Raw genomic sequence first — 19,692 nt, forward strand, 5'->3', positions numbered from 1 at the left:
TCGCTTTTTTCAAACCAATATATATGGTTATTAATTAGTGAGCTGAAGCACCTGAAGTTGTGTCAGGCTCTGGTTCTGGCTCAGGTTCTTCTTCTTCAGCTTCTGAAGCACCTGAAGCAGCATCTTCTACCAAGCCATACTTATCAGCAAAGTAGCTAAATGGTTTCAAACCTTCAGCTTGATACTTCTTAACAAATTCTGGGTCATCAAGAGTATTCAATTCAGTTGAGTAAGGCATGTCATGAGTGAACTTAATATCAATTAACATTGGTCCATCCATTTGCTTGAATTCCTTAACTGCATCTTCGAATTCCTTCTTAGTACGTACAGTTACACCCTTCACGTTCATACCTTCAGCAACCTTAGCCCAGTCATTGTTAGGCATAATAACACCTGATAATGGTTGGTGTGATTCGTCAACTTGTTCAGCTTCAATGTAACCCAAAGTGTCATTTGTAAAGACAACGTTTAAGATATGCAAGTTGTAACGAGCTTCAGTCAACAATTCTTGACTCATCATGGCAAAACCACCATCACCGCTCAAGTTCCAAACTTCGCGTTCTGGACGAGCAGTTGCAGCAGCAATAGCAGCTGGTGAACCAAAGCCCATAGTTGCGTACAAGCCAGAAGTTGCCCAAGTTTGATCATCATGCAAGTTTACTAAACGTTGGAAGTCAATGTTGATGTTACCAACATCAATAGCAAATTGTGCATCATCAGCAGCATATTTGTTAATAATATCAAAGATTGGTTCACGACGAATTGGCATTTCGTCTGAATTATCAAAGCTGTGCTCCCATTCTTCCCAGTTTTGACGGTCTGCAATAGCAGCTTTGTAAAGTGGTGACTCTTCACGAGCTTGACCTGCGTCAATAATAGCTTGTAAAGTCTTAGCACCATCAGCCAAAATTGGAACATCAACAGCGTGACGCTTGCCTAATTTTTCTGAATCAACATCAATTTGTACAACTTTAGCCTTAGGGTCAAAGAAGAACAATGAGAATGGTGAGTCATTACCTACCCAGATAACGGCATCTGCATGAGTTTGAATATCATCACTTGTCTTAGGAGCGACACGACCAATTGAACCCATGTAAGCTGGGAATTTATCTTCAACGACACCCTTAGCCATAACTGAGGACATTAATGGAGTCTTGAATTTTTCAGCGAATTTTTCTAAGACATCGCCATGTCCCTTCATACCTAGACCGAAGTATACAACTGGATTCTTTGCTTCTTCAAGAAGCTTAACAGCTGCTTCAACTTCGTCTTTTCTTGGAGCTGCATAGTTAGGAATTGCTTGCAATGCATTGTAATTTACACGGTAATTGTCATTAATCTTATCCCAACCAAAGTCCTTAGGAAGAATTAAGACAGCTGGACCCTTCTTAGCATAAGCTTGACGGATTGCTTCATCCATCATTGAAGGAATTTGCTCTGCACGCTTAACTTGGTGGTTCCAAACAGCAACCGGATCAAACCAAGGCTTTTCGTCAAAAGCTTGGAAGAAATCCATATCCTGACGACTAGTTGGAACGTTAGCTACAATAGCTACCATAGGAACCTTGTCGTATTTTGCATCATACAAACCGTTCATCAAGTGAACAGCACCAGGGCCAGCTGAACCAAAGCATACGCCGACCTTACCAGTTAACTTATATTCAGCTGAAGCTGCTAAAGCACCGGCCTCTTCATGCCGAACTTCAATATACTTCATCTTACCTTTAAAGTCATGGATAGCATTCATTGTTGAATCAAATGAGCCACCCGGAAAACCATAAATATGATCAATATGCCAGTCCAATAAAACTTGGAGCATGGCATTTGCGCCATTAATTTTTGCCATTTTAAAGTGCATCTCCTTAAATACATGTTTACTTACATATTGTATTAAAACATATAATTTCACAATTTCAAGTGAGCAAAATTAACGATTATCACAAGGTGTAAGCGCTTTGTAAAAATATTATCTTCACAAAGTTAAGCAATTAATTTATAACTTTTAGGTAATAGCAATAATCATATTTGTGATTATTTGATCATTACGACAAAATTTGTGCATTCTTTTGTGTGCATTATTTAAAGAAAAATATTTTTTATAATTTTTAAGTTTTTACTAAATTTATTTATGAATTTTAACATAGCGACCATTTTGCACATAAACACTCAAAATCGCCATGTCTGCCGGATTAACCCCCGAAATACGCTCGGCCTGGGCAATTGTTTCAGGTCTGATTTTTGCAAACTTTTCACGTGCTTCTGTTGCAAGGCCATCAATTGCACCGTAATCAATGTCAGCTGGAATTTTCTTTGCCTCCTGTTTGTGCAATTTATTGATCTGCTGCTGCTCCTTCTTAATATAGCCAGCATACTTAATGTTGATTTCAATTTGTTCTCTGACATAACGCTCATCTGAAATATGCATCCCCGTCAAGCGTTCAATATCCACTACTTTGACCTTGGGTCTTCTTAAGAAAACATCAGCCTTAACACCAGCTTTGAGCTTCTCTTCTCCTATACTTGCAAGGTATTTCTGTACTTCTTTAGTGGGGTGAACCGTAATCTTTTTAACTGCGTTAGCTGCCTGAGCAATCTGTTCTTTCTTTGCCAAAAACTTGGAATAACGTTCTTCAGATATTAGGCCCAGCTGATAACCATAATCTGTCAACCGCAAATCAGCATTATCATGACGCAGAATCAGGCGATATTCCGCTCTTGAAGTCAATAAACGATAAGGCTCTTCTGTCCCCTTAGTTACTAAATCATCTATTAAAACGCCGATATAAGCTTCATCACGACCTAATGTAAATCCAGGCTGACCAGCAGCTCGCAAAGCGGCATTAATACCGGCAATTAGTCCTTGCCCCGCTGCTTCTTCATAGCCGGATGTACCATTCATTTGTCCAGCGGTGAATAAATTTTTGATATTTTTCGTTTCCAAGGTATGTTTTAACTGCCAGGGATCGATTACATCGTATTCTATAGCATAACCAGGCCGCATCAATTCCGCATCTTCAAGACCAGCAACAGAATGCAACATCTTTAACTGTATTTCTTCAGGCATTGAGGTTGAAAAATCACCAACATAAACTTCTTTAGTATTTTTCCCTTCCGGTTCTAGAAAAATCTGGTGACGAGGCTTGTCCGCAAAACGAACAACTTTAGTTTCAATTGACGGACAATAACGCGGTCCTACTCCCTTAATTTCTCCTGAAAACATCGGGGACCGGGTCAGATTTTGATTGATTATTTTATGTGTAGTTTCATTGGTGTATGTCATCCAACAGGAAACCTGATTTTTGAGGTAGTCTTCATCTTTAGTTTCATAAGAAAAATGACGTGGAACTTTATCACCAGGTTCTTCTTCAGTTTTAGAGTAATCAATGGTGTTGCTGTTAACGCGTGGAGGCGTACCGGTTTTAAAACGGCGCAGTTTGAATCCTAATTTTTCCAGATTCTCTGATAATTTAATTGCTGGAACTGTATTGTTAGGTCCGGAAGAATAATTTAATTCACCAATAAAAATGCGGCCACGAGCTGACGTACCAGTGGTTAGAACAACACTTTTAGCGTGATATTTAGCCCCAGTATTAGTAATTAGGCCTTTGCAAACACCATCTTCGACAATCAGTTCATCAACTGTTGCTTGTCTTAAAGTCAAATTGGGCGTCTCTTCAATCACTTTTTTCATTTGTTCATGGTATTGCCATTTATCGGCTTGTGCACGTAATGCTCTTACAGCTGGTCCTTTACCCGTATTTAACATGCGCATCTGAATATAAGTTGCATCAATATTTTTACCCATTTGACCGCCTAAAGCATCAATTTCACGCACCACCGTACCTTTGGCAGGACCTCCTACTGATGGGTTGCAGGGCATGAATGCTACCATATCCAGACTAATTGTTAAAAGCAATGTCTTTTGACCCATTCTGGCACTAGCTAAAGCTGCCTCACTGCCAGCGTGACCAGCCCCAACTACAATGACATCATAATCATTTGAGTCATAACTTTTAATCATTAACTTACACCTATTTTCCTAAACAAAATTGACTAAACAATTCATTAACTAATTCATCAGGACTACTTTCTCCTGTAATCTGGCCTAAAGTATCCCAGGCACCGTTGAAATCTATTTGGGCAATATCTAAAGGTACTTCGTCTTTTAATGCCTGAACGACATCTTGAAGCTGCTTTTTGGCCTTTTCCAAAAGACCAACTTGCCTCTGGTTAGTTACCATAACTTGATCATTAGAATTCTCGATACCCTGGAAAAACAGTTCCTTAATTGCATCTTCTAACTGATCAAGATTTTGTTTCTGTAAGATTGAAATAGCGATTACTGGACTCTTGGTCAACTTTTTAACCTGAGCAGCAGAAACTTTTTGTCCCAAATCCGTTTTATTCAAAATGACAATACGCTTTTTCCCGCTAGTAGCATCAATTAAAGCATAATCTTCAGAGGATAATTCCTTACTTGAATCAAACAAGAGCAAAACTAAATCAGCTTTTGCCAGTGCTTTTTTAGAACGTTCAACCCCAATTTTTTCCACCTTATTATCAGTATGTCTGATACCTGCAGTATCAATTAATTTTAAGGGGACGCTTTCAACTGAAACATATTCTTCCAATGTGTCACGGGTCGTACCTGCAACATCGGTCACGATAGCCGTATCGCTTTGAGTCAGATAATTAAGCAAAGATGATTTTCCGACATTAGGCTGACCAATGATTGCAGTAGCCAGGCCGTTACGTAACGCCGTTCCTTCATTTGCTGTTTTAAGCAATTTGTCTATTTTAGCAATAACTGTCTGGGAAACACTCGTCATCTGCTTGGCTGTGACAGTATCTGCATCATATTCAGGATAATCAATATTAACTTCTACATTGGCTAGTGTATCTAAAATTTCCTGCCGCATTGCCCTAATTTTCTCAAGCAGACCACCCTGCAGCTGAGTTTCAGCCACTTGTCTGGCTTTATCAGTTTTAGCACGAACAATATCCATTACGCTTTCAGCTTGCGTTAAATCAATGCGGCCATTAACAAACGCCCTTTTAGTAAATTCACCAGGATCAGCCATGCGCGCACCATTTTTTAATAATAGCTGCAAAATATGGTTAGTGACAACAATACCGCCATGACAGTTAATCTCAACAATATCTTCCCTGGTAAAAGTTTTAGGTGCCAGCATTACAGACACCATAACTTCGTCAATGACTTGCTCACTTGCAGGATCAACTATATAACCATAATGAATAGTGTGTGTAGGCACTTTAATTAAATTAGCACCCTTGAAAACCTTATTGGCAATTTTAACTGCTTCTTCACCAGACATGCGGACAATAGAGATTCCACCTTCACCAATTGGCGTTGAAATTGCTGCAATCGTATCAAACTCCGTTAAAGTTTGTGCCATGATTTTCTCCTTTTCAATAAAAAAAGCGCATTACTCCACCATGAATAATCACGATGGATAAAGCACTTTGACTACTTTATCTAAATCATTAATTTAGATTAACATTATTTTCTACGTTTTAATCGTTTATACGTTCTTCTTAGCTGCCGTTTTCGTTCGCGCTCCTGGCGTTCTTTTTCTTCCAGTTCACGCCGATACTTAATTGGGTTTTGCAGAATGAAAGTCTGAACTACCTGGAACAGGTTGGAAATTACCCAGTAAACTACAATAGCTGACTGGAAATATATACCCATTACACCAACCATAATTGCCATACCATAAGTCATAATCTTGGTTGACAAAGTTTGTGATTCTTTAGGCGTGGATAACTGACTGATATAAGTTGATATAAAAGTCAAAATCATAGACAAAATTGGCATAATAAAGTATGGATCTGGCTTACCTAAATCCATCCACATAAAGTGGCCAGTTTGCAGCTGCGGCGTTTGCCAAATTGCACCATACAATGCATACATAACCGGTAACTGAATAATTAACGGCAAACAGCCAGCATAAGGATTAATTCCAGCTTCCTTATAGAGTTTGTTTGTTTCTTGCGACAGCAAAGTTCTAGATTCGGTATCGCTGCCAGGATATTTCTTACGCAAAGCATCTATTTCTGGCTGAATTTTTTGCATCTTAGTAGTGCTCTTAATCTGAATCGCACTAAGTGGATACAAAATTAGCCGTACAATGATCGTAAAGATAATAATTGCCCAGCCATAGTTATTGCCTACCAGTTTAGACAGCCACAGCAAAAACGTGGACATGTAATAAATGACCCAGCGATTCCACCAGCTGCCACTTGTATGAGAAATAGGCACCGGCTTAGCATTTGACGCACATCCTGTTAATACAACTGCTAATGCAACTACTGTAAGCAGCACAAGTAGACGCTTGACATTCTTTTTAGTTAAAATGTCTTTCACTCTAATCTTCCTCAACTTTATTCGGTATCTCTTCAATTATATTGGCTAAAAAGAGTGCATGCAAGAGGTTCTTACGAACATCATCCCATCTAAAGTTACGTGCATATGGCCTAGCAATCACTAAAAAATCAATATGCGGCTTAATTAAAGGTTTATTTTCAGTAAGAACTGCACGAATATAACGTTTGAGGCGATTACGAACTACAGCAGTATGTCCGACCTTTTTACCAACAGAAATACCAACGCGAAAATGTTCGTTTTCCGGTTTCTCTAGTTGATAAATAACAAAAGCCCGGTTTGCTATTGAATTACCTGATTTAAAAACTGTTTGAAAATCATTTTCTGTTTTAACACGATAAGACTTTCTCAAAACGTTTCATTCCACTCTTATAAATTAAAAAAACCACTGGGATTTCAGTGGTTTAAGCAGATAAGACTTTTCTACCCTTTGCACGGCGTCTAGCCAAAACCTTACGGCCATTAGATGTACTCATCCGTTTCATAAAGCCATGAACTCTTGAACGGTGACGCTTTTTAGGTTGGTAAGTTCTTTTAGTTGTCATTAAACTACACCTCCAATTTTTTGTATGCAGACTGCACAATTTAATATCTAGAATACCATGATTAAAGTAAAAAACCAAGTAAAAAGACAAAAAAATGCGAATTTATTACCTGAATATACAGTCTCGTTCTAATAGATTTTAACCTTTTCCATTAAAGTGCTTGGTCAACCTTTTAATCTTTATTTTCCTCTTTCAAAGATGCAAGCTGTTTTTATTTTTTACCTTTAATATCTAGAACTTTTTCTAGGACAAGTCATCTTGCGTAATTTCAATTGACGGATAGTGCCCGAGATCTGGTAAATATTTATCTAAAGGGCAGCTATAAACCATGTAATAGTCTTCTTCTTTTTTACTGGCATTTAATTCACTTATCTTTTGTTTAGCTTTTGCAACATCTTTTGTAATGTAAATAACGCTGACGACCCCTATCTTATTCTGACCGTTATTTTCTACATTTCCTTTAAGGATCAGCTTTAAATTGCCATCATCTTTTAAGCCTAGCTCAACATAATCTTGATAATTCATATAATACCTTCTTAGCAGTATAAACTTAATAAAATAAAAATGTTTTAATTTATTATAATTATACGCTTATTGGTACTTTTAAAAAATCCCGCAATTAATCAGATAATTTCGGGACTTAATTTTTTATACTATATATAAAATATAAAGATATAAAACTTATTCTAAATACATATTTCTTAATTTTTCAACGTCATTTTTACTTATTTTCAATTCATTCTTTAAATATGAATCAATGCTACCTGAAATATTAATCATTTCAGCAAACGACGCTTCCAGATATTCCGACCTGGTATCAAGCATGGAAAACAGGTAATCTAACACATTTTGATCACTAGTTTCGTTTGCATACTGCGCCATTCGTCTTTTATTTCTTTGAATACGCAAAGTTTTAGTTAACATGTAATCTTCTAGAATAGTATCCATATTTACGTCAAGTAAATACAAAATCAGGGCTACACCGTAACCAGTCCGATCCTTGCCACCACGACAATGCTGATCAAGTGGTATATTCTTTTCGTCTAAAACAACAGTCAACATCTTACGATAAATCTTTTTATTTTCATCTAGCCGAACAAAGTCTTTCCCCTGATCAATCATTGTTTTACCAGAATTATCAAACTTAACATTTTTATCAACCTCACGTTGTACTAGTTGGCGTACCTTTTCTTTAGTACTACCTGCCTTTGCTGCTAAAACTGCTCTTTGTGCTTCAGGTACTAAATGCACAGTCTGTTGCAAAGTTGACCAAGTTTGATTCGGCTGTGACTGATACTCATCTTTACTGCGATAATCAATCACTGTTTTTATTCCGATACCATCTAAAACTTTTTTATCGTGTTCAGTTAAACGATGCAAGTGATCTGAACGAAAAAGTTTACCCCACTTAACACGTTTGCCATTTGCACCAATATAACCTCCTAAATCACGAAAATTATTACTTCCTTGAAGTGGTAAAACTCTGTTAGTATAAATTATTTGATTATCCTCATCCTTTAGCAAAAAATAAGGCCGGTAATATTTAGTTATTTTAAATTCTGCATGATTTGCCTTTGTTTCCGTTAAAAATTCGGATACTTCTTCATCAGGTCGAGGTAATAAATAGATTGCCACACTTTTAGCACTCTTCCATTTTAATGAATAGTTATTCTGATTCAGATATTTAACTTCAACTTGTGAAATCATCTATTTCCCCCTTTACTCGGCAGTTTGTGCCTTAGCTGCTTCTTCATTACAACATTGTTTATCAATTAGCTTCATAAACGGATACCATACTGCAAGTAGAATTAACAATTGGACGACATGCCAAATGACCATACGCCAACCGCCTAATAGAAAGGCTCTAAAGAATTCTGGTGTCCCAGCAGTTTGTACAGGGATACCATTAGGTCTTGGGATTAAACCTATATACGTTGCTAAGTATGTAGCGGCCACACTAATAGTTCCACCCATAGTCAGAGGAATAAAAGCCAATGGATTTAAAACCATAGGAATACCGAACTTAAACGGCTCACTAATACCAAAGAAGGCTGGGATGAAACCTACTTTACCAAGTGAACGTAATCTTTCACTCTTAGAACGCAAGCATAAAATCGCATATGCTAGTGCACGAGGGCCCTTTTGGTTAGTAATGAATGTCATTGTCACAATATAAGGTAAGGCTACTCCTGCCTTAAATGCATTTAAATTAGCCACATCGAACGGATAAAACAATGTATATAATACGGCTGTTGTTGCCATCGTACCATGTATTCCGAAAAACCAGCAAAATTCAGCGAAGAAAACCAAAACCAAAGCTGCAAACGGACTTGAACCTAAACCCTGAAGTGGTATTTGGATCAATTTCATAATCATATCATCAATGTTATGGTACGGTGTCAAAGCAAACAAGAAATTAACGATTGCATAAATTATTGTAATCAAAAAAATCGGTAGCATGGAAGCAAAAGTCTTTGAAACAAACTCTGGAACACTATCCGGCATTTTAATTACCAAATGCTTGTTATTAGCAAAAAGTGCAAATAATCTGGTTGCAGTTAGTGCTACTACCATTGCAACAAGCATCCCTTGTGAACCAATGTAATTCATATCAAGTCCAATAAATTTACCTTTTTGAACTAGCATTGGAGTAACCAATAAAAAAGCGACAAGAGAAGAGATTATTGACATAAACTTATCGACTTTTAGTTCTGCTGCTAAACTATTAGACAATGAAATAACAACATATATTGATAAGATATCTGTAGTAACTGCTGTAATAATATTAAAAATATTTTTTAAACCACTTTGAGTAATGAAAGCTTGATATGGGCCTATATTTAAACTGAAAAATATTGAAGCAAATGATCCTACCATTAAAACAGGCAGAATAGCCATCATACCACCAGCAATAGCAGAAACGTATTTGTTACGCTGGAACTTGCCCATTCCTGTTTGTATCTTATCTCGTAATTTACTTAGATTAGTTTTACTTGCTGCTGTCATTAGCTTTCCCCGCCTCTTTCAACACTTTCATTGCATCATTTAAAACTTTTTCGCCATTCATCATTCCGTAATCCATTTGGTCAATTACTCTGACTGGAATTGAAAATTCTTTTTCCAGTTCAGGCTTGATATGTCCAACTTGCGGTCCGAGTAAAATAATGTCCAAATCATCATAATTATTCAGAGCAGATTCAGCTACAGCATTAATTTCTACATCAATGTTTTCCTTCTTAGCTGCCTTTTTCATTTGTGTCACTAACATACTTGTAGAAAAACCGCCTGCACAGGCTAACATAATTTTATAAGTCATCTTTTGTCTCCTTTGAACTTAAAATTGCAATTATTTCTTTTGCCAAATCATTTACTGTCATTGCATTCATTAAATGATCTTGTGCATGTACCATTAATAAAGTTGGTGCTTCACCCTCACCATTAACTTCTTTTTGTAACAACTTAGTCTGTAAGTTATGTGCTTTGACTAGATCATCGTGCGCTTTTTGCATTAATAGTTCACTAGCCTTTAAATCTCGCTCACGGGCTTTTCTAATTGCCTCAATGCTATTAGATCTGGCACTACCTCCTTGTGAAATTAATTGCATTATTACTTGCTCATCACTCATCTTTACGCCTCCCTTTGTTGTTTCAAATGCAATTATAAGCGCTTACATTTTTTTACCCTTGATTTTTTGGAAAAGTACACTCGTAATCCCTTAAAAAAATAACAAGTGTGTAATATTACACACTTGTTATTTTCTTATTTAATTTTTCAGCGTATTTTTTAAATAAATCATTCATCACAAGTAATATCGGTGTTTTATCAGTAACATTGTAATCATCCACTCTTTTATCGGGAGAATAGCAATAAAGCCTTTCATCAGCCAATTTCGCTAAAGGATTGATTGAAAGATGAGTTAATGTAATCAGGAAGTTGCCATGACTTTTAATTTCCTTGGCCAATTCAATCAATTGCTTTTTGTTACCGGAAAGACTAATTAAAAAGAAAACATCGTCATTTTCACGCCCTATGATGTGAGTCAGGTCGTTCGGATAATCATAAAAAAACGACTTATAATCAAGTGCATAGAAATTGCCTACCACAAGCCTTGTTGCGTAAGCAGTCTGGCCCATTGAATAAAAATTGATTTTTTTGGCATTTACCAACTTATCTAACACTTTTTCGCTTTTCATCTGATTGATTAGTTCTAAGTTTATTCGTAATTCCTTCTGCTCGTAATCTTCCGTTTTAATGTTTCCCAGATTTTCATTTTTAATTGAACTCTTTAGGTCTGAAAATCCCGTATACCCTAACTTATGACAAAGCCTGGTAATTGTATTAGGGTAAGTATAAAATTGGCGAGCCAAATACGTAATTTTTAAATCACTAATATGTTCCTTATTTTTAAAAAAATACTTAACAATTTTATCTTCTAAATCTGTCAAATTTATTGATTGACTAATAACTCGTTCTTCAAAATTCATTAAATTTACCTTCTTTACATAATCAAAATTTTACTTAAGATGACTGTAAACTTAATTAATATGTAAACAAGTTATGAAAACATGTTCATATGACTCTTAGCTTTAACAATGTCATAACAATATCAAAGTATAATAAAAATAAACTAAAAATACATTTTCTAATATTAAGTGCTTATAATCAAAACAATAGTAATTAGATAAAATAATATATTCTTCGTAAAATAAAACGCGTACCCATTAAAAGAAACAAAATAAGTCCCAAAAGTTGTCTGACTTTTGGGACTTATTTCAAATATACGCTTTTTTCATCTAAAATTGATAATGAATCATATCACGGTATTCATTAATTAGTTTTTTGTTCTTTTGATCTCCCCCATCAATATTAGCTGAATAAAAAATTGGAGCCTCTTTATTTCCATGTTCTATTAATCTTTGACTTGCTTCTACAACAATATTATCTAAAATAGCTGCACCTACCACAGTAGAAGTTGGCCCTGCTTTTTGCTCCGTACCTTTTATAGAACATGCAGCATCCCCTATATCACCATGATTATCAATTACTACATCTGCAATTTCAAATAATCTTTTTCCTGATGAATGCCGGCTTGTTACTGATTTTGAATATTTTAAATTAGTCAACCCAATAATTGTTACGCCCAGTTTTTTGGCAGCAAGTGCAAGGTCAATAATAACGGGATTTCTTCCAGAAACAGAATGAAGTATTAAGACATCATTCTGTTTAAAATTCACTGTACTAGCCAGTGCAGAGCCGTAGCCTTCAAGTCTTTCCATTTTACTAGTAAAAGTAATAGGTTTCCTGTCAAGCATTACCTCTCTACCAAATATGGCATTAATTGTTATCATTCCTCCGGCACGATAGTACATCTCATCTGCCAATATACCTGCATGACTGGCACCAAATATATAAATAGAGTTCTTGTTAATGTTTGCTTCAGTAATTATTTTTATCGCTTTTTCAATATTATCCCTTTCGTCTCTCTTCACTGCGTCAAGAATGCTTTCAACTTTATCAATATAGCGATACATATTATTAAATACCTCCAAACAAACTTCCAATAAGTTTACTAATAATGCTCCATAAAGAAAGGTCATTTCCTCCAAAAATAAGGATCCAGTTTCTAATTGTGCTTCCCATCATCATAGCTGAGACTCCAACCAGGGCTACCATGGCAACAGATGCAACTGCGGTACCAATAATTGCACCCTTAATTCCACCTTGTCCTTCACCTATTACGGCTGCTCCCCCACATTCGAAGAAGCTTGTGATCATCAACGGCACAATCAAGATTCCAAAAAGATTAGTTACATTGGCAATCAGCACCAGAATAGTTGAAGTAATAAAGGCAGAAAGAAAGCCTATAATCACAGCATTAGGCTTGTAGTTGAACAAAATCGGCACATCAAAAGCGGGCTTTGCTCCTGGAACCAGCTTTTCAGAAATTCCTTGAAAGGCTGGAATAATCTGGTTGACCAGCAAGCGTACTCCATAAAGCAGAATCAATAATCCGCCGCCGAAAGTTAAACCGGCATTTAATGCAACAGTAAACAAATTGCTGCCTTTTGGAACCAATGTAGGGGCAATTATGCCCACGATAATATCTACCGTAAACATTACTATGCCACCCGTAATTGAAATATCACGGAAAAAAGATAACCCCTTTGGAACATTCAAGTCTTCTGTAGAATGTTTCTTATTACCAACATGTTTTGCTACAAAACCTGAAATTAATGAAAGTATTGTTGTCGGATGACCAATTAAGAAAGAGTCATCACCAGTAGCCGCCCAAACGTACTTCCGCATAATCCACGGAGCGATCGAAAAGTATAGTGCAGAAAGGATAGCACTCATAACAATTAAATTAATGCCTCTTAATCCACCTTCTACACCACCGGCTACAATAACAAAAGGAACCCACCAAAGCATATGACCAGTTAAGAAAATGGTTTTTATTGGAGTGAATCTGGCAATCAAAATGTGAATCACAAGTGCTAAAAACATAGCCATACCAACATCTCCGCCATATTGAGCTGTGAAGGTAATATCTGTCATGCCTTTTGCAACTGTAATACCCATTTTGGTTTGAATAGCAGTATTAATTGCTGATACCACACCAGTTAACATATTTACACCTTCAGTAAGAATTATCATACCAAAGGCAGCTGACATACTGCCTTTCACTATTTCTGCAATGGGCTTTTTCTGAACAATTAACCCTAGCATTGCAATTAGCCCAAGCAAAACAGGTGGATCTTGCAGAATATTATTTGAAATAAATTTTAGAATGTCCATAGTTAGTTACCTTTCTTATTTGCTAAAAATGCATTCATTGCCTTAAGGACTTCATCTTTATCCATGTATCGTTTAATTGCATAAACTGGTTTGTCTGTTGATGATTCAAGATCTGGCTTTAATTCAGCACTGGTAAAGTAAACATCTGCTTGTTCTGCTTTAGCTGATGCAATATCTGTATTCTTTACTTCAGCATCTAGTCCCAATTCTTTAACTGCTTTTTCCAATGTCATCTTTAAAACCATTGAACTGCCAACTCCAAAACCACATACTGCTAAAATTTTCATACTTAACCCTTTACTTTCTTAAACATTGAAACAATTGCCGACTTATTTGCACTCAAAATAGTTTTATAAGATTCTCTATCCATAAAAATCGAAATAACTTTCTGCAAACTTTGTAAATGACTAGTATTATCAATTGCAGCCATTACCAAAAAGATTTTGACTGGTTTACCTTCAAGATCAATTGGGTTACGTGAAACCAGTAAACTCATACCCATTTTATTAACACCATCACCTGGTCTGGCATGCATCAGAGCAAAATAATCAGTCAGGACCATATAGGGTCCATTTTTTTTAATGCTCTCAATCATGCTCGCAACATATTTTGGCGTAATAATATTTGCTTTTAATAGAGGCTCACTAGCTTTTTGTAATGCAATCTTCCAATTCATAGCACTATCTATTATTTGAACGTTATCTTCATTAAACAAAGAACATGTCACTATTATTTGACCTCCATCATTTTTGAAATAAACCATTCTTTATTTTTTATTCCATGCATAATTAGATTCATAAATGGTTCAACTATTTTTTTATCAGTTCTTTTAATCATTAACATTGCTATAATATCAACACGATTATTTCCCCAGTTGACAGGTTTATCTAAAATCGCGACAGCAATAGAACTCTTGGTAATAAATTTAGGATCGCCGTGAGGTATGGCAAAACCGTTACTGATATAGGTAGACTGTAATTCTTCACGTTTTTTCAGTGATTTTTTATAACTTTCAAAACTTTTTTCATCATTCCAAGTACCACTTTTTAATAAGACATCAATGATGTTATCAGTTACTTTTTCATCCATAAAAAATATGTTTCCCTTTAAGAAAGGTCCGACATCATTAATAACTATATGCTCGTCTTTTTTTTCAACACTTTGTTTTGTCACTACATCAATATAAGAACTGGCAATTTTCTTCATATCTGAAATTGTCATAATAGGTGAAATATTCACTACAGGTACATGTTGTTCACTTAATTTAACAGTTGAAATAATCAATGAAACATTCGACAAATCTTTTTTTACCAAATCATGCTTAGAAGTAACCTCAGTCAAAGCTGCGGCTGGTAATATTCTTTTCATTTTTGCACAAATTAAGGAACTCATTCCTATACCATTTGGACAGACGAAAAGAATTCTGTTTATTTCTTTATTACGTTCAACGGCCGCCTGAAAATGCAATGTCACAAAACCAACTTCATCATCAGAAACAACTAAATGATTATTTTCACTAAATTCACTCAATGCATACCAAACTACTCCATATAAATCAGGATAGTTATTTTTAATTTCTTGTAATAAAGGATTGATAACCGTAGTTTTTGATTCAAGCCGCAGTTTCATCTGATAAAGATGCACTAATAATTTTTCTAATAATGATGAATCTTTTGTTAAATCTATATTTAAGCTGTCACTAACATTAACTATTAACTGCTTCACTTCTGACTTAAATTCAGCAGGAATTTGTCCATTGTTCATGAAAAAATTAAAGCCATTGCCAATTATTATGTAATAAAGGTACTGCATTTCCGTATCATTAAAATGATATATTTCGCTTTCTTCCACGGTTTTCAACAATTGGTAAACTAAAGGATACTTATCAAATTGCATCAATACGCTGTCAAGCTGATCCTTCTTTTTCCAACTAATTTGATATCCATTCATACCTCTGAAAACTAATATTGCTGTAGAAATAGAAATATCGCCTATATTATTTTCTGGAACTTCAAGTTTCCAAGCTTGTAATTTTTGATGAAATAATTTAAAAATGGTTTTCAGCAATCTACTATCAATATATAAACTAATTAATTGCTTTCCTTCCTTATTACCTAACAAATCAATTACGACTCGTTTTATTATTTTTTGTTTATCTATTTCACCTCCGCCAATGTATGATCCAGAATTATTAAAAAGCAGAGGGATATTATCCTTAGATAGTCTCTTTTTGATACTAATAATGTCATTTGCAATACTGCTGCGGGAAACAAAATAATCATCAGACAATTTTTGATAGCTAACATTTTCTCCATTGATCATTCGGGCTAAAATGTAAAATTTACGTTCTTTACTGTTTAAGAGTTTTTTTGCATCCAAGAATATCACCCTCTAATTCAATGTTATAAATTTGCATTCATCTCAGGAAGAACAAAGAAAAATCAAATTTGTACTGGAAAAACTGAACACCCAAAAATCTTATCGTAAGAAGTACTTTTTTTGTTTAAAGTTTTTACTAAATACTTATCCACAAAATCAAAGTCACAGTATTTTGCACAGTTTTATCCACAATCTACAGCCTGTTTAAAAAGTTTTACACATCATGTGTATATTATGTTTCACGCTTTGTTAAAAACACTGCTGTTATAGCAAAAGATTTCCACAACTACTTATGTAAATAAGCAAAAAGTATTTCAAATTTACTTAGTTTTTGTGTATTTTTCTGTAAATTATATCCACAGCTTGTTAATTCTGAATTCTTTTTGTGCACTTGTGGAAAACATTTTTATTAGATGGTAAAATAAGTTTTGCTTAACGTACGCGGAGGGAATTATTTTGTTTGACATTAATAAATTTTGGCATCATTTTAACAGTGAGATGCGTGAACATTTTAATGAAGTTGCTTATAATGCATGGTTTAAAAATACAAGACCAATTTCTTATAATAAGGAAACTCATGAACTAAAAATTGCCGTGCAAAATCCTGTAACCAAAGGGTATTGGGAAAAAAATTTGGCCTCACAACTGATTCAATCTGCCTACGGCTATGCCAATATTGAAGTCATGCCAGTTTTTCAAATTGAAGGTGACAAAAGCACTGAGCGCCTTGTAACACCTAAGCCAAAAACAGACTCAATGTCAGAAAATGCGCGACCTCAAATGGAAAATGCATTTGTCCGTAATCTTAAGCTTAACGAAAAGTATACGTTCGACAATTTTGTTCAGGGTGAAGGCAATAAATTGGCTGCAGGTGCAGCCTTGGCAGTTGCTGACAGTCCGGGCAGCTTTTACAACCCTCTTTTTATTTTTGGTGGCGTAGGGCTTGGAAAGACGCACTTGATGCAAGCTATCGGACATCAAATGCTGGCAGAGCGTCCCAATGCCAAAGTCGTTTATATTCAAAGCGAAACTTTTGTTAATGATTTTATAAACTCAATCAAAAACAAAACTCAAGATCAATTTCGTGCAAAATATCGCACTTGCGATTTGCTGCTTGTAGATGATATTCAGTTTTTCGCTAAAAAAGAGGGTATTCAAGAAGAATTTTTCCATACTTTTGAGACTCTCTACAATGATCAAAAACAAATAGTCATGACAAGTGATCGCCTTCCTACTGAAATTCCTGATCTGTCAGAAAGACTGGTATCTCGTTTTACCTGGGGTTTGCAAGTCGAAATTACCCCTCCCGATTTGGAAACGCGCATCGCGATTTTACGTAAAAAGGCAGAGGCTGAAAATCTAATAATAGATGATAATACACTCGACTATATAGCTTCCCAAGTTGATACCAATATTCGTGAACTTGAAGGGGCCCTGGTAAAAGTTCAGGCACATGCCACAATTGAACACGAAGATATCAATGTTAATTTGGCTAGAGAAGCCTTGGCAGATCTCAAACTAGTTCAAAAGAATCAAGGACTGCAAATTTCTAAAATTCAAGAAGTTGTTGCTAACTATTTCCAGACTTCAACCTATGAATTGAAAGGTAAAAAGCGCGTTAGACAGATCGTTGTTCCCAGACAAATTGCAATGTATTTGTCACGCGAATTGACAGATTCCAGTCTTCCCAAAATCGGACAGGAATTCGGTGGCAAAGATCATACAACAGTGATGCATGCTTACGAAAAAATCAGTCGGGAAATTAAAACAAATGCTGATATCAAAACTGCAGTATTTGATTTAAAACAAATGCTTGATCGCTAAAAGTTATTAATTGTGGATAAGTAACGAACTTGTTCACATCTTCTTAACCGTAATAATTACGTTATTTTAAGAACTGTATAACTTTTCAACAGAAATCACAGGACCTACTAATACTACTAATTAAATATATAATTAATATAAAGGAAACAGACAAAACAACAGGAGGCACCAAATGAAATTTACAGTAAACAGAAATCTTTTCTTAGACAATTTAAACAATGTAATGCACGCAATTTCTTCAAGAGCAACTATTCCTATTCTTAGTGGCATTAAAATTAATTTAACTGAAGATGAATTACTTCTAACAGGCAGTGACACTGATATTTCAATTGAGATCAAAATACCGGTAAGTGAAGATTTAACAGTCGTATCAACAGGTTCAATTGTTTTACCAGCTCGATTTTTCAGCGAGATCATCAGACGATTGCCAGGAAAAGAATTTTCATTAGAAGTTAAAGAAAGTTTTCAAACACAAATTATTTCTGAAAACAGTGAATTTACTATCAATGGTTTAGATGCCAATAACTATCCAAGATTACCGGAAATTCCAGACGAGTCCTCTTTTGTTATTTCGGGGAAAACTTTTCGTGAAATAATCAACGAAACCCAATTTGCAGTTGCAACACAGGAAAGCCGTTTAGTGTTAACTGGAGTACACTTTACTTTTAGTCCAGACAAAATCCATGCTGTAGCAACAGACTCACACAGATTATCTAGTCGAGCATTGACTTTGGAAAATGGACCGCAAGCTAAAACGGATCTGATTATACCTGGAAAAAGTTTACTTGAATTAGCACGAATTATTGGTGAAACCGATCCGGAAATTAAAGTTTGTCCTGGTGAAAATCAAGTACTTTTTGAGATTGGCAATATTCTGTTTTATTCACGCTTACTTGAAGGTAGTTATCCTGATACTGAGCGCTTAATTCCGACTGACAGTACAACAACTGTAGAATTTGATTTAATGGAACTTTCGAGTGCATTAGACCGGGCAAGTCTGTTGACACATGCAGGACGCAATAATGTGGTCGATTTAACGCTAGATACCGAAAAGCAAAGTGCAAAATTGTCCGGTGAGTCAGCAGAAATTGGTAATGTGGAAGAAGACGTTAGTTTTAAGAAACTTGAAGGTAACAATCTAAAGATTTCGTTCAACCCGGATTACCTGCGAGACGCACTAAAAGCTTCAGTAACAGATTCTGTCATTATGGATTTCACGCAGCCACTGCGTCCGTTTACTGTCAATCCAGATAAAACTGATATTGATTTTGTTCAATTAATTACACCAGTTAGAACATTTTAATCATTGTCAAAACCACAAAAGATAAAAAGTCATCATTTGATGACTTTTTTTGTAGTCAAATTTTTGTAATCGACCAAAAAAGCTTGCTGGTTTATTTTTAATGTCGATCACTATGAATTGTTTATTTTGGAAAAATCCGTTTATATGGCTTTATATGGGCTTTTAGTTGTTTTTTGTTTGTGAAACGAATATACTTATTATAGGTATTTAAAGTGGCGAAGGTGGTTATGATCAAAGAAATAAAGTTAACGAGTGAATATATTACTCTGGGTCAATTTTTAAAAAAAGAAAGTATCATTTCTTCTGGTGGTCAGGCTAAGTGGTATTTGCAGGATAATCCAGTTTTATTAAACGGAATTAAGGAAAATCGCCGGGGTAAGAAGTTGCGTTCTGGCGATAAGCTTGAAATTAATCAAGAAACTTACGAATTGCGGTAGCATTA

General features: G+C 35.4%; 20 protein-coding genes. 3 read left to right on the forward strand and 17 right to left on the reverse strand.

The window, feature by feature from the left end; genetic code table 11:
* Positions 1 to 34 precede the first annotated feature (34 nt).
* From spxB to LACWKB10_RS02965, 17 genes are all read right to left on the reverse strand, one after another.
* A complete protein-coding gene (gene spxB / locus LACWKB10_RS02885; RefSeq protein ID WP_034978591.1) occupies positions 35 to 1,846 on the reverse strand; it encodes a pyruvate oxidase in 1,812 nt (603 codons plus the stop codon).
* A gap of 276 nt (positions 1,847 to 2,122) precedes the next feature.
* On the reverse strand, positions 2,123 to 4,021 hold the full coding sequence (mnmG, locus tag LACWKB10_RS02890) for a tRNA uridine-5-carboxymethylaminomethyl(34) synthesis enzyme MnmG (RefSeq protein ID WP_034978593.1): 1,899 nt from the start codon (positions 4,019 to 4,021) through the stop codon (positions 2,123 to 2,125).
* A 10-nt stretch (positions 4,022 to 4,031) separates the two neighbouring features.
* Positions 4,032 to 5,417, reverse strand: coding sequence for a tRNA uridine-5-carboxymethylaminomethyl(34) synthesis GTPase MnmE (gene mnmE, locus LACWKB10_RS02895; RefSeq protein WP_034978595.1), 1,386 nt, complete (start codon positions 5,415 to 5,417; stop codon positions 4,032 to 4,034).
* Between the two features lie 104 nt (positions 5,418 to 5,521).
* Positions 5,522 to 6,385, reverse strand: coding sequence for a membrane protein insertase YidC (locus LACWKB10_RS02900; RefSeq protein ID WP_034978596.1), 864 nt, complete (start codon positions 6,383 to 6,385; stop codon positions 5,522 to 5,524).
* 1 nt (position 6,386) lies between these two features.
* Complete coding sequence (gene rnpA, locus LACWKB10_RS02905) at positions 6,387 to 6,755, reverse strand: ribonuclease P protein component (protein ID WP_034978598.1); 369 nt, start codon at positions 6,753 to 6,755, stop codon at positions 6,387 to 6,389.
* Between the two features lie 52 nt (positions 6,756 to 6,807).
* Positions 6,808 to 6,948, reverse strand: a complete 141-nt coding sequence (gene rpmH, locus LACWKB10_RS02910; RefSeq protein ID WP_003549412.1) for a 50S ribosomal protein L34 — start codon at positions 6,946 to 6,948, stop codon at positions 6,808 to 6,810.
* 243 nt (positions 6,949 to 7,191) lie between these two features.
* Positions 7,192 to 7,473 carry a hypothetical protein gene (locus tag LACWKB10_RS02915; RefSeq protein ID WP_034978600.1) on the reverse strand — a complete coding sequence of 94 codons (282 nt, stop codon included), beginning with the start codon at positions 7,471 to 7,473 and terminating at the stop codon, positions 7,192 to 7,194.
* A gap of 156 nt (positions 7,474 to 7,629) precedes the next feature.
* Positions 7,630 to 8,655 carry a tyrosine-protein phosphatase gene (locus tag LACWKB10_RS02920; protein ID WP_034978602.1) on the reverse strand — a complete coding sequence of 342 codons (1,026 nt, stop codon included), beginning with the start codon at positions 8,653 to 8,655 and terminating at the stop codon, positions 7,630 to 7,632.
* A gap of 12 nt (positions 8,656 to 8,667) precedes the next feature.
* On the reverse strand, positions 8,668 to 9,954 hold the full coding sequence (locus LACWKB10_RS02925; protein WP_052060255.1) for a PTS sugar transporter subunit IIC: 1,287 nt from the start codon (positions 9,952 to 9,954) through the stop codon (positions 8,668 to 8,670).
* Complete coding sequence (locus LACWKB10_RS02930; protein WP_034978604.1) at positions 9,938 to 10,264, reverse strand: PTS sugar transporter subunit IIB; 327 nt, start codon at positions 10,262 to 10,264, stop codon at positions 9,938 to 9,940. Before LACWKB10_RS02930 ends, LACWKB10_RS02925 begins: the two co-directional genes overlap by 17 nt.
* Positions 10,254 to 10,574 (reverse strand): PTS lactose/cellobiose transporter subunit IIA, encoded by a 321-nt coding sequence (locus LACWKB10_RS02935; RefSeq protein WP_034978606.1) that lies wholly within the window; start codon positions 10,572 to 10,574, stop codon positions 10,254 to 10,256. Before LACWKB10_RS02935 ends, LACWKB10_RS02930 begins: the two co-directional genes overlap by 11 nt.
* 115 nt (positions 10,575 to 10,689) lie before the next feature.
* Positions 10,690 to 11,433: a MurR/RpiR family transcriptional regulator gene (locus LACWKB10_RS02940; protein WP_052060256.1), complete on the reverse strand. Its 744-nt coding sequence runs from the start codon at positions 11,431 to 11,433 to the stop codon at positions 10,690 to 10,692.
* Between the two features lie 309 nt (positions 11,434 to 11,742).
* Positions 11,743 to 12,480 (reverse strand): sugar isomerase domain-containing protein, encoded by a 738-nt coding sequence (locus tag LACWKB10_RS02945; protein WP_034978608.1) that lies wholly within the window; start codon positions 12,478 to 12,480, stop codon positions 11,743 to 11,745.
* A 4-nt stretch (positions 12,481 to 12,484) separates the two neighbouring features.
* Positions 12,485 to 13,744, reverse strand: a complete 1,260-nt coding sequence (locus LACWKB10_RS02950) for a PTS ascorbate transporter subunit IIC (protein WP_034978610.1) — start codon at positions 13,742 to 13,744, stop codon at positions 12,485 to 12,487.
* A gap of 2 nt (positions 13,745 to 13,746) precedes the next feature.
* A complete protein-coding gene (locus LACWKB10_RS02955; protein ID WP_034978611.1) occupies positions 13,747 to 14,031 on the reverse strand; it encodes a PTS sugar transporter subunit IIB in 285 nt (94 codons plus the stop codon).
* Between the two features lie 2 nt (positions 14,032 to 14,033).
* Complete coding sequence (locus LACWKB10_RS02960) at positions 14,034 to 14,477, reverse strand: PTS sugar transporter subunit IIA (RefSeq protein WP_369792480.1); 444 nt, start codon at positions 14,475 to 14,477, stop codon at positions 14,034 to 14,036.
* Positions 14,474 to 16,123: a PRD domain-containing protein gene (locus tag LACWKB10_RS02965; RefSeq protein ID WP_034978613.1), complete on the reverse strand. Its 1,650-nt coding sequence runs from the start codon at positions 16,121 to 16,123 to the stop codon at positions 14,474 to 14,476. The genes LACWKB10_RS02960 and LACWKB10_RS02965 overlap by 4 nt, the downstream gene beginning before the upstream one ends.
* Before the next feature lie 456 nt (positions 16,124 to 16,579).
* Between LACWKB10_RS02965 and dnaA the strand changes: the two genes are divergently transcribed.
* The 3 genes from dnaA to yaaA all read left to right on the forward strand — a co-directional run bounded on the left by dnaA (position 16,580) and on the right by yaaA (position 19,687).
* Positions 16,580 to 17,947: a chromosomal replication initiator protein DnaA gene (gene dnaA / locus LACWKB10_RS02970; protein ID WP_034978615.1), complete on the forward strand. Its 1,368-nt coding sequence runs from the start codon at positions 16,580 to 16,582 to the stop codon at positions 17,945 to 17,947.
* A 172-nt stretch (positions 17,948 to 18,119) separates the two neighbouring features.
* Positions 18,120 to 19,250, forward strand: a complete 1,131-nt coding sequence (gene dnaN, locus LACWKB10_RS02975; RefSeq protein ID WP_034978617.1) for a DNA polymerase III subunit beta — start codon at positions 18,120 to 18,122, stop codon at positions 19,248 to 19,250.
* 227 nt (positions 19,251 to 19,477) lie between these two features.
* Positions 19,478 to 19,687 carry a S4 domain-containing protein YaaA gene (gene yaaA, locus LACWKB10_RS02980; protein ID WP_052060258.1) on the forward strand — a complete coding sequence of 70 codons (210 nt, stop codon included), beginning with the start codon at positions 19,478 to 19,480 and terminating at the stop codon, positions 19,685 to 19,687.
* Positions 19,688 to 19,692 lie beyond the last annotated feature (5 nt).

This window comes from Lactobacillus sp. wkB10, from assembly GCF_000760615.1.
GTDB lineage: Bacteria > Bacillota > Bacilli > Lactobacillales > Lactobacillaceae > Lactobacillus > Lactobacillus huangpiensis.

Excerpts from the sequence above, each read along its gene's own strand:
- spxB (WP_034978591.1), bottom strand. The coding sequence starts at position 1,846 with ATGGCAAAAATTAATGGCGCAAATGCCATGCTCCAAGTTTTATTGGAC.
- mnmG (WP_034978593.1), bottom strand. The coding sequence starts at position 4,021 with ATGATTAAAAGTTATGACTCAAATGATTATGATGTCATTGTAGTTGGG.
- mnmE (WP_034978595.1), bottom strand. The coding sequence starts at position 5,417 with ATGGCACAAACTTTAACGGAGTTTGATACGATTGCAGCAATTTCAACG.
- rpmH (WP_003549412.1), bottom strand. The coding sequence starts at position 6,948 with ATGACAACTAAAAGAACTTACCAACCTAAAAAGCGTCACCGTTCAAGA.
- LACWKB10_RS02915 (WP_034978600.1), bottom strand. The coding sequence starts at position 7,473 with ATGAATTATCAAGATTATGTTGAGCTAGGCTTAAAAGATGATGGCAAT.
- LACWKB10_RS02920 (WP_034978602.1), bottom strand. The coding sequence starts at position 8,655 with ATGATTTCACAAGTTGAAGTTAAATATCTGAATCAGAATAACTATTCA.
- LACWKB10_RS02925 (WP_052060255.1), bottom strand. The coding sequence starts at position 9,954 with ATGACAGCAGCAAGTAAAACTAATCTAAGTAAATTACGAGATAAGATA.
- LACWKB10_RS02930 (WP_034978604.1), bottom strand. The coding sequence starts at position 10,264 with ATGACTTATAAAATTATGTTAGCCTGTGCAGGCGGTTTTTCTACAAGT.
- LACWKB10_RS02935 (WP_034978606.1), bottom strand. The coding sequence starts at position 10,574 with ATGAGTGATGAGCAAGTAATAATGCAATTAATTTCACAAGGAGGTAGT.
- LACWKB10_RS02940 (WP_052060256.1), bottom strand. The coding sequence starts at position 11,433 with ATGAATTTTGAAGAACGAGTTATTAGTCAATCAATAAATTTGACAGAT.
- LACWKB10_RS02945 (WP_034978608.1), bottom strand. The coding sequence starts at position 12,480 with ATGTATCGCTATATTGATAAAGTTGAAAGCATTCTTGACGCAGTGAAG.
- LACWKB10_RS02950 (WP_034978610.1), bottom strand. The coding sequence starts at position 13,744 with ATGGACATTCTAAAATTTATTTCAAATAATATTCTGCAAGATCCACCT.
- LACWKB10_RS02955 (WP_034978611.1), bottom strand. The coding sequence starts at position 14,031 with ATGAAAATTTTAGCAGTATGTGGTTTTGGAGTTGGCAGTTCAATGGTT.
- dnaN (WP_034978617.1), top strand. The coding sequence starts at position 18,120 with ATGAAATTTACAGTAAACAGAAATCTTTTCTTAGACAATTTAAACAAT.
- yaaA (WP_052060258.1), top strand. The coding sequence starts at position 19,478 with ATGATCAAAGAAATAAAGTTAACGAGTGAATATATTACTCTGGGTCAA.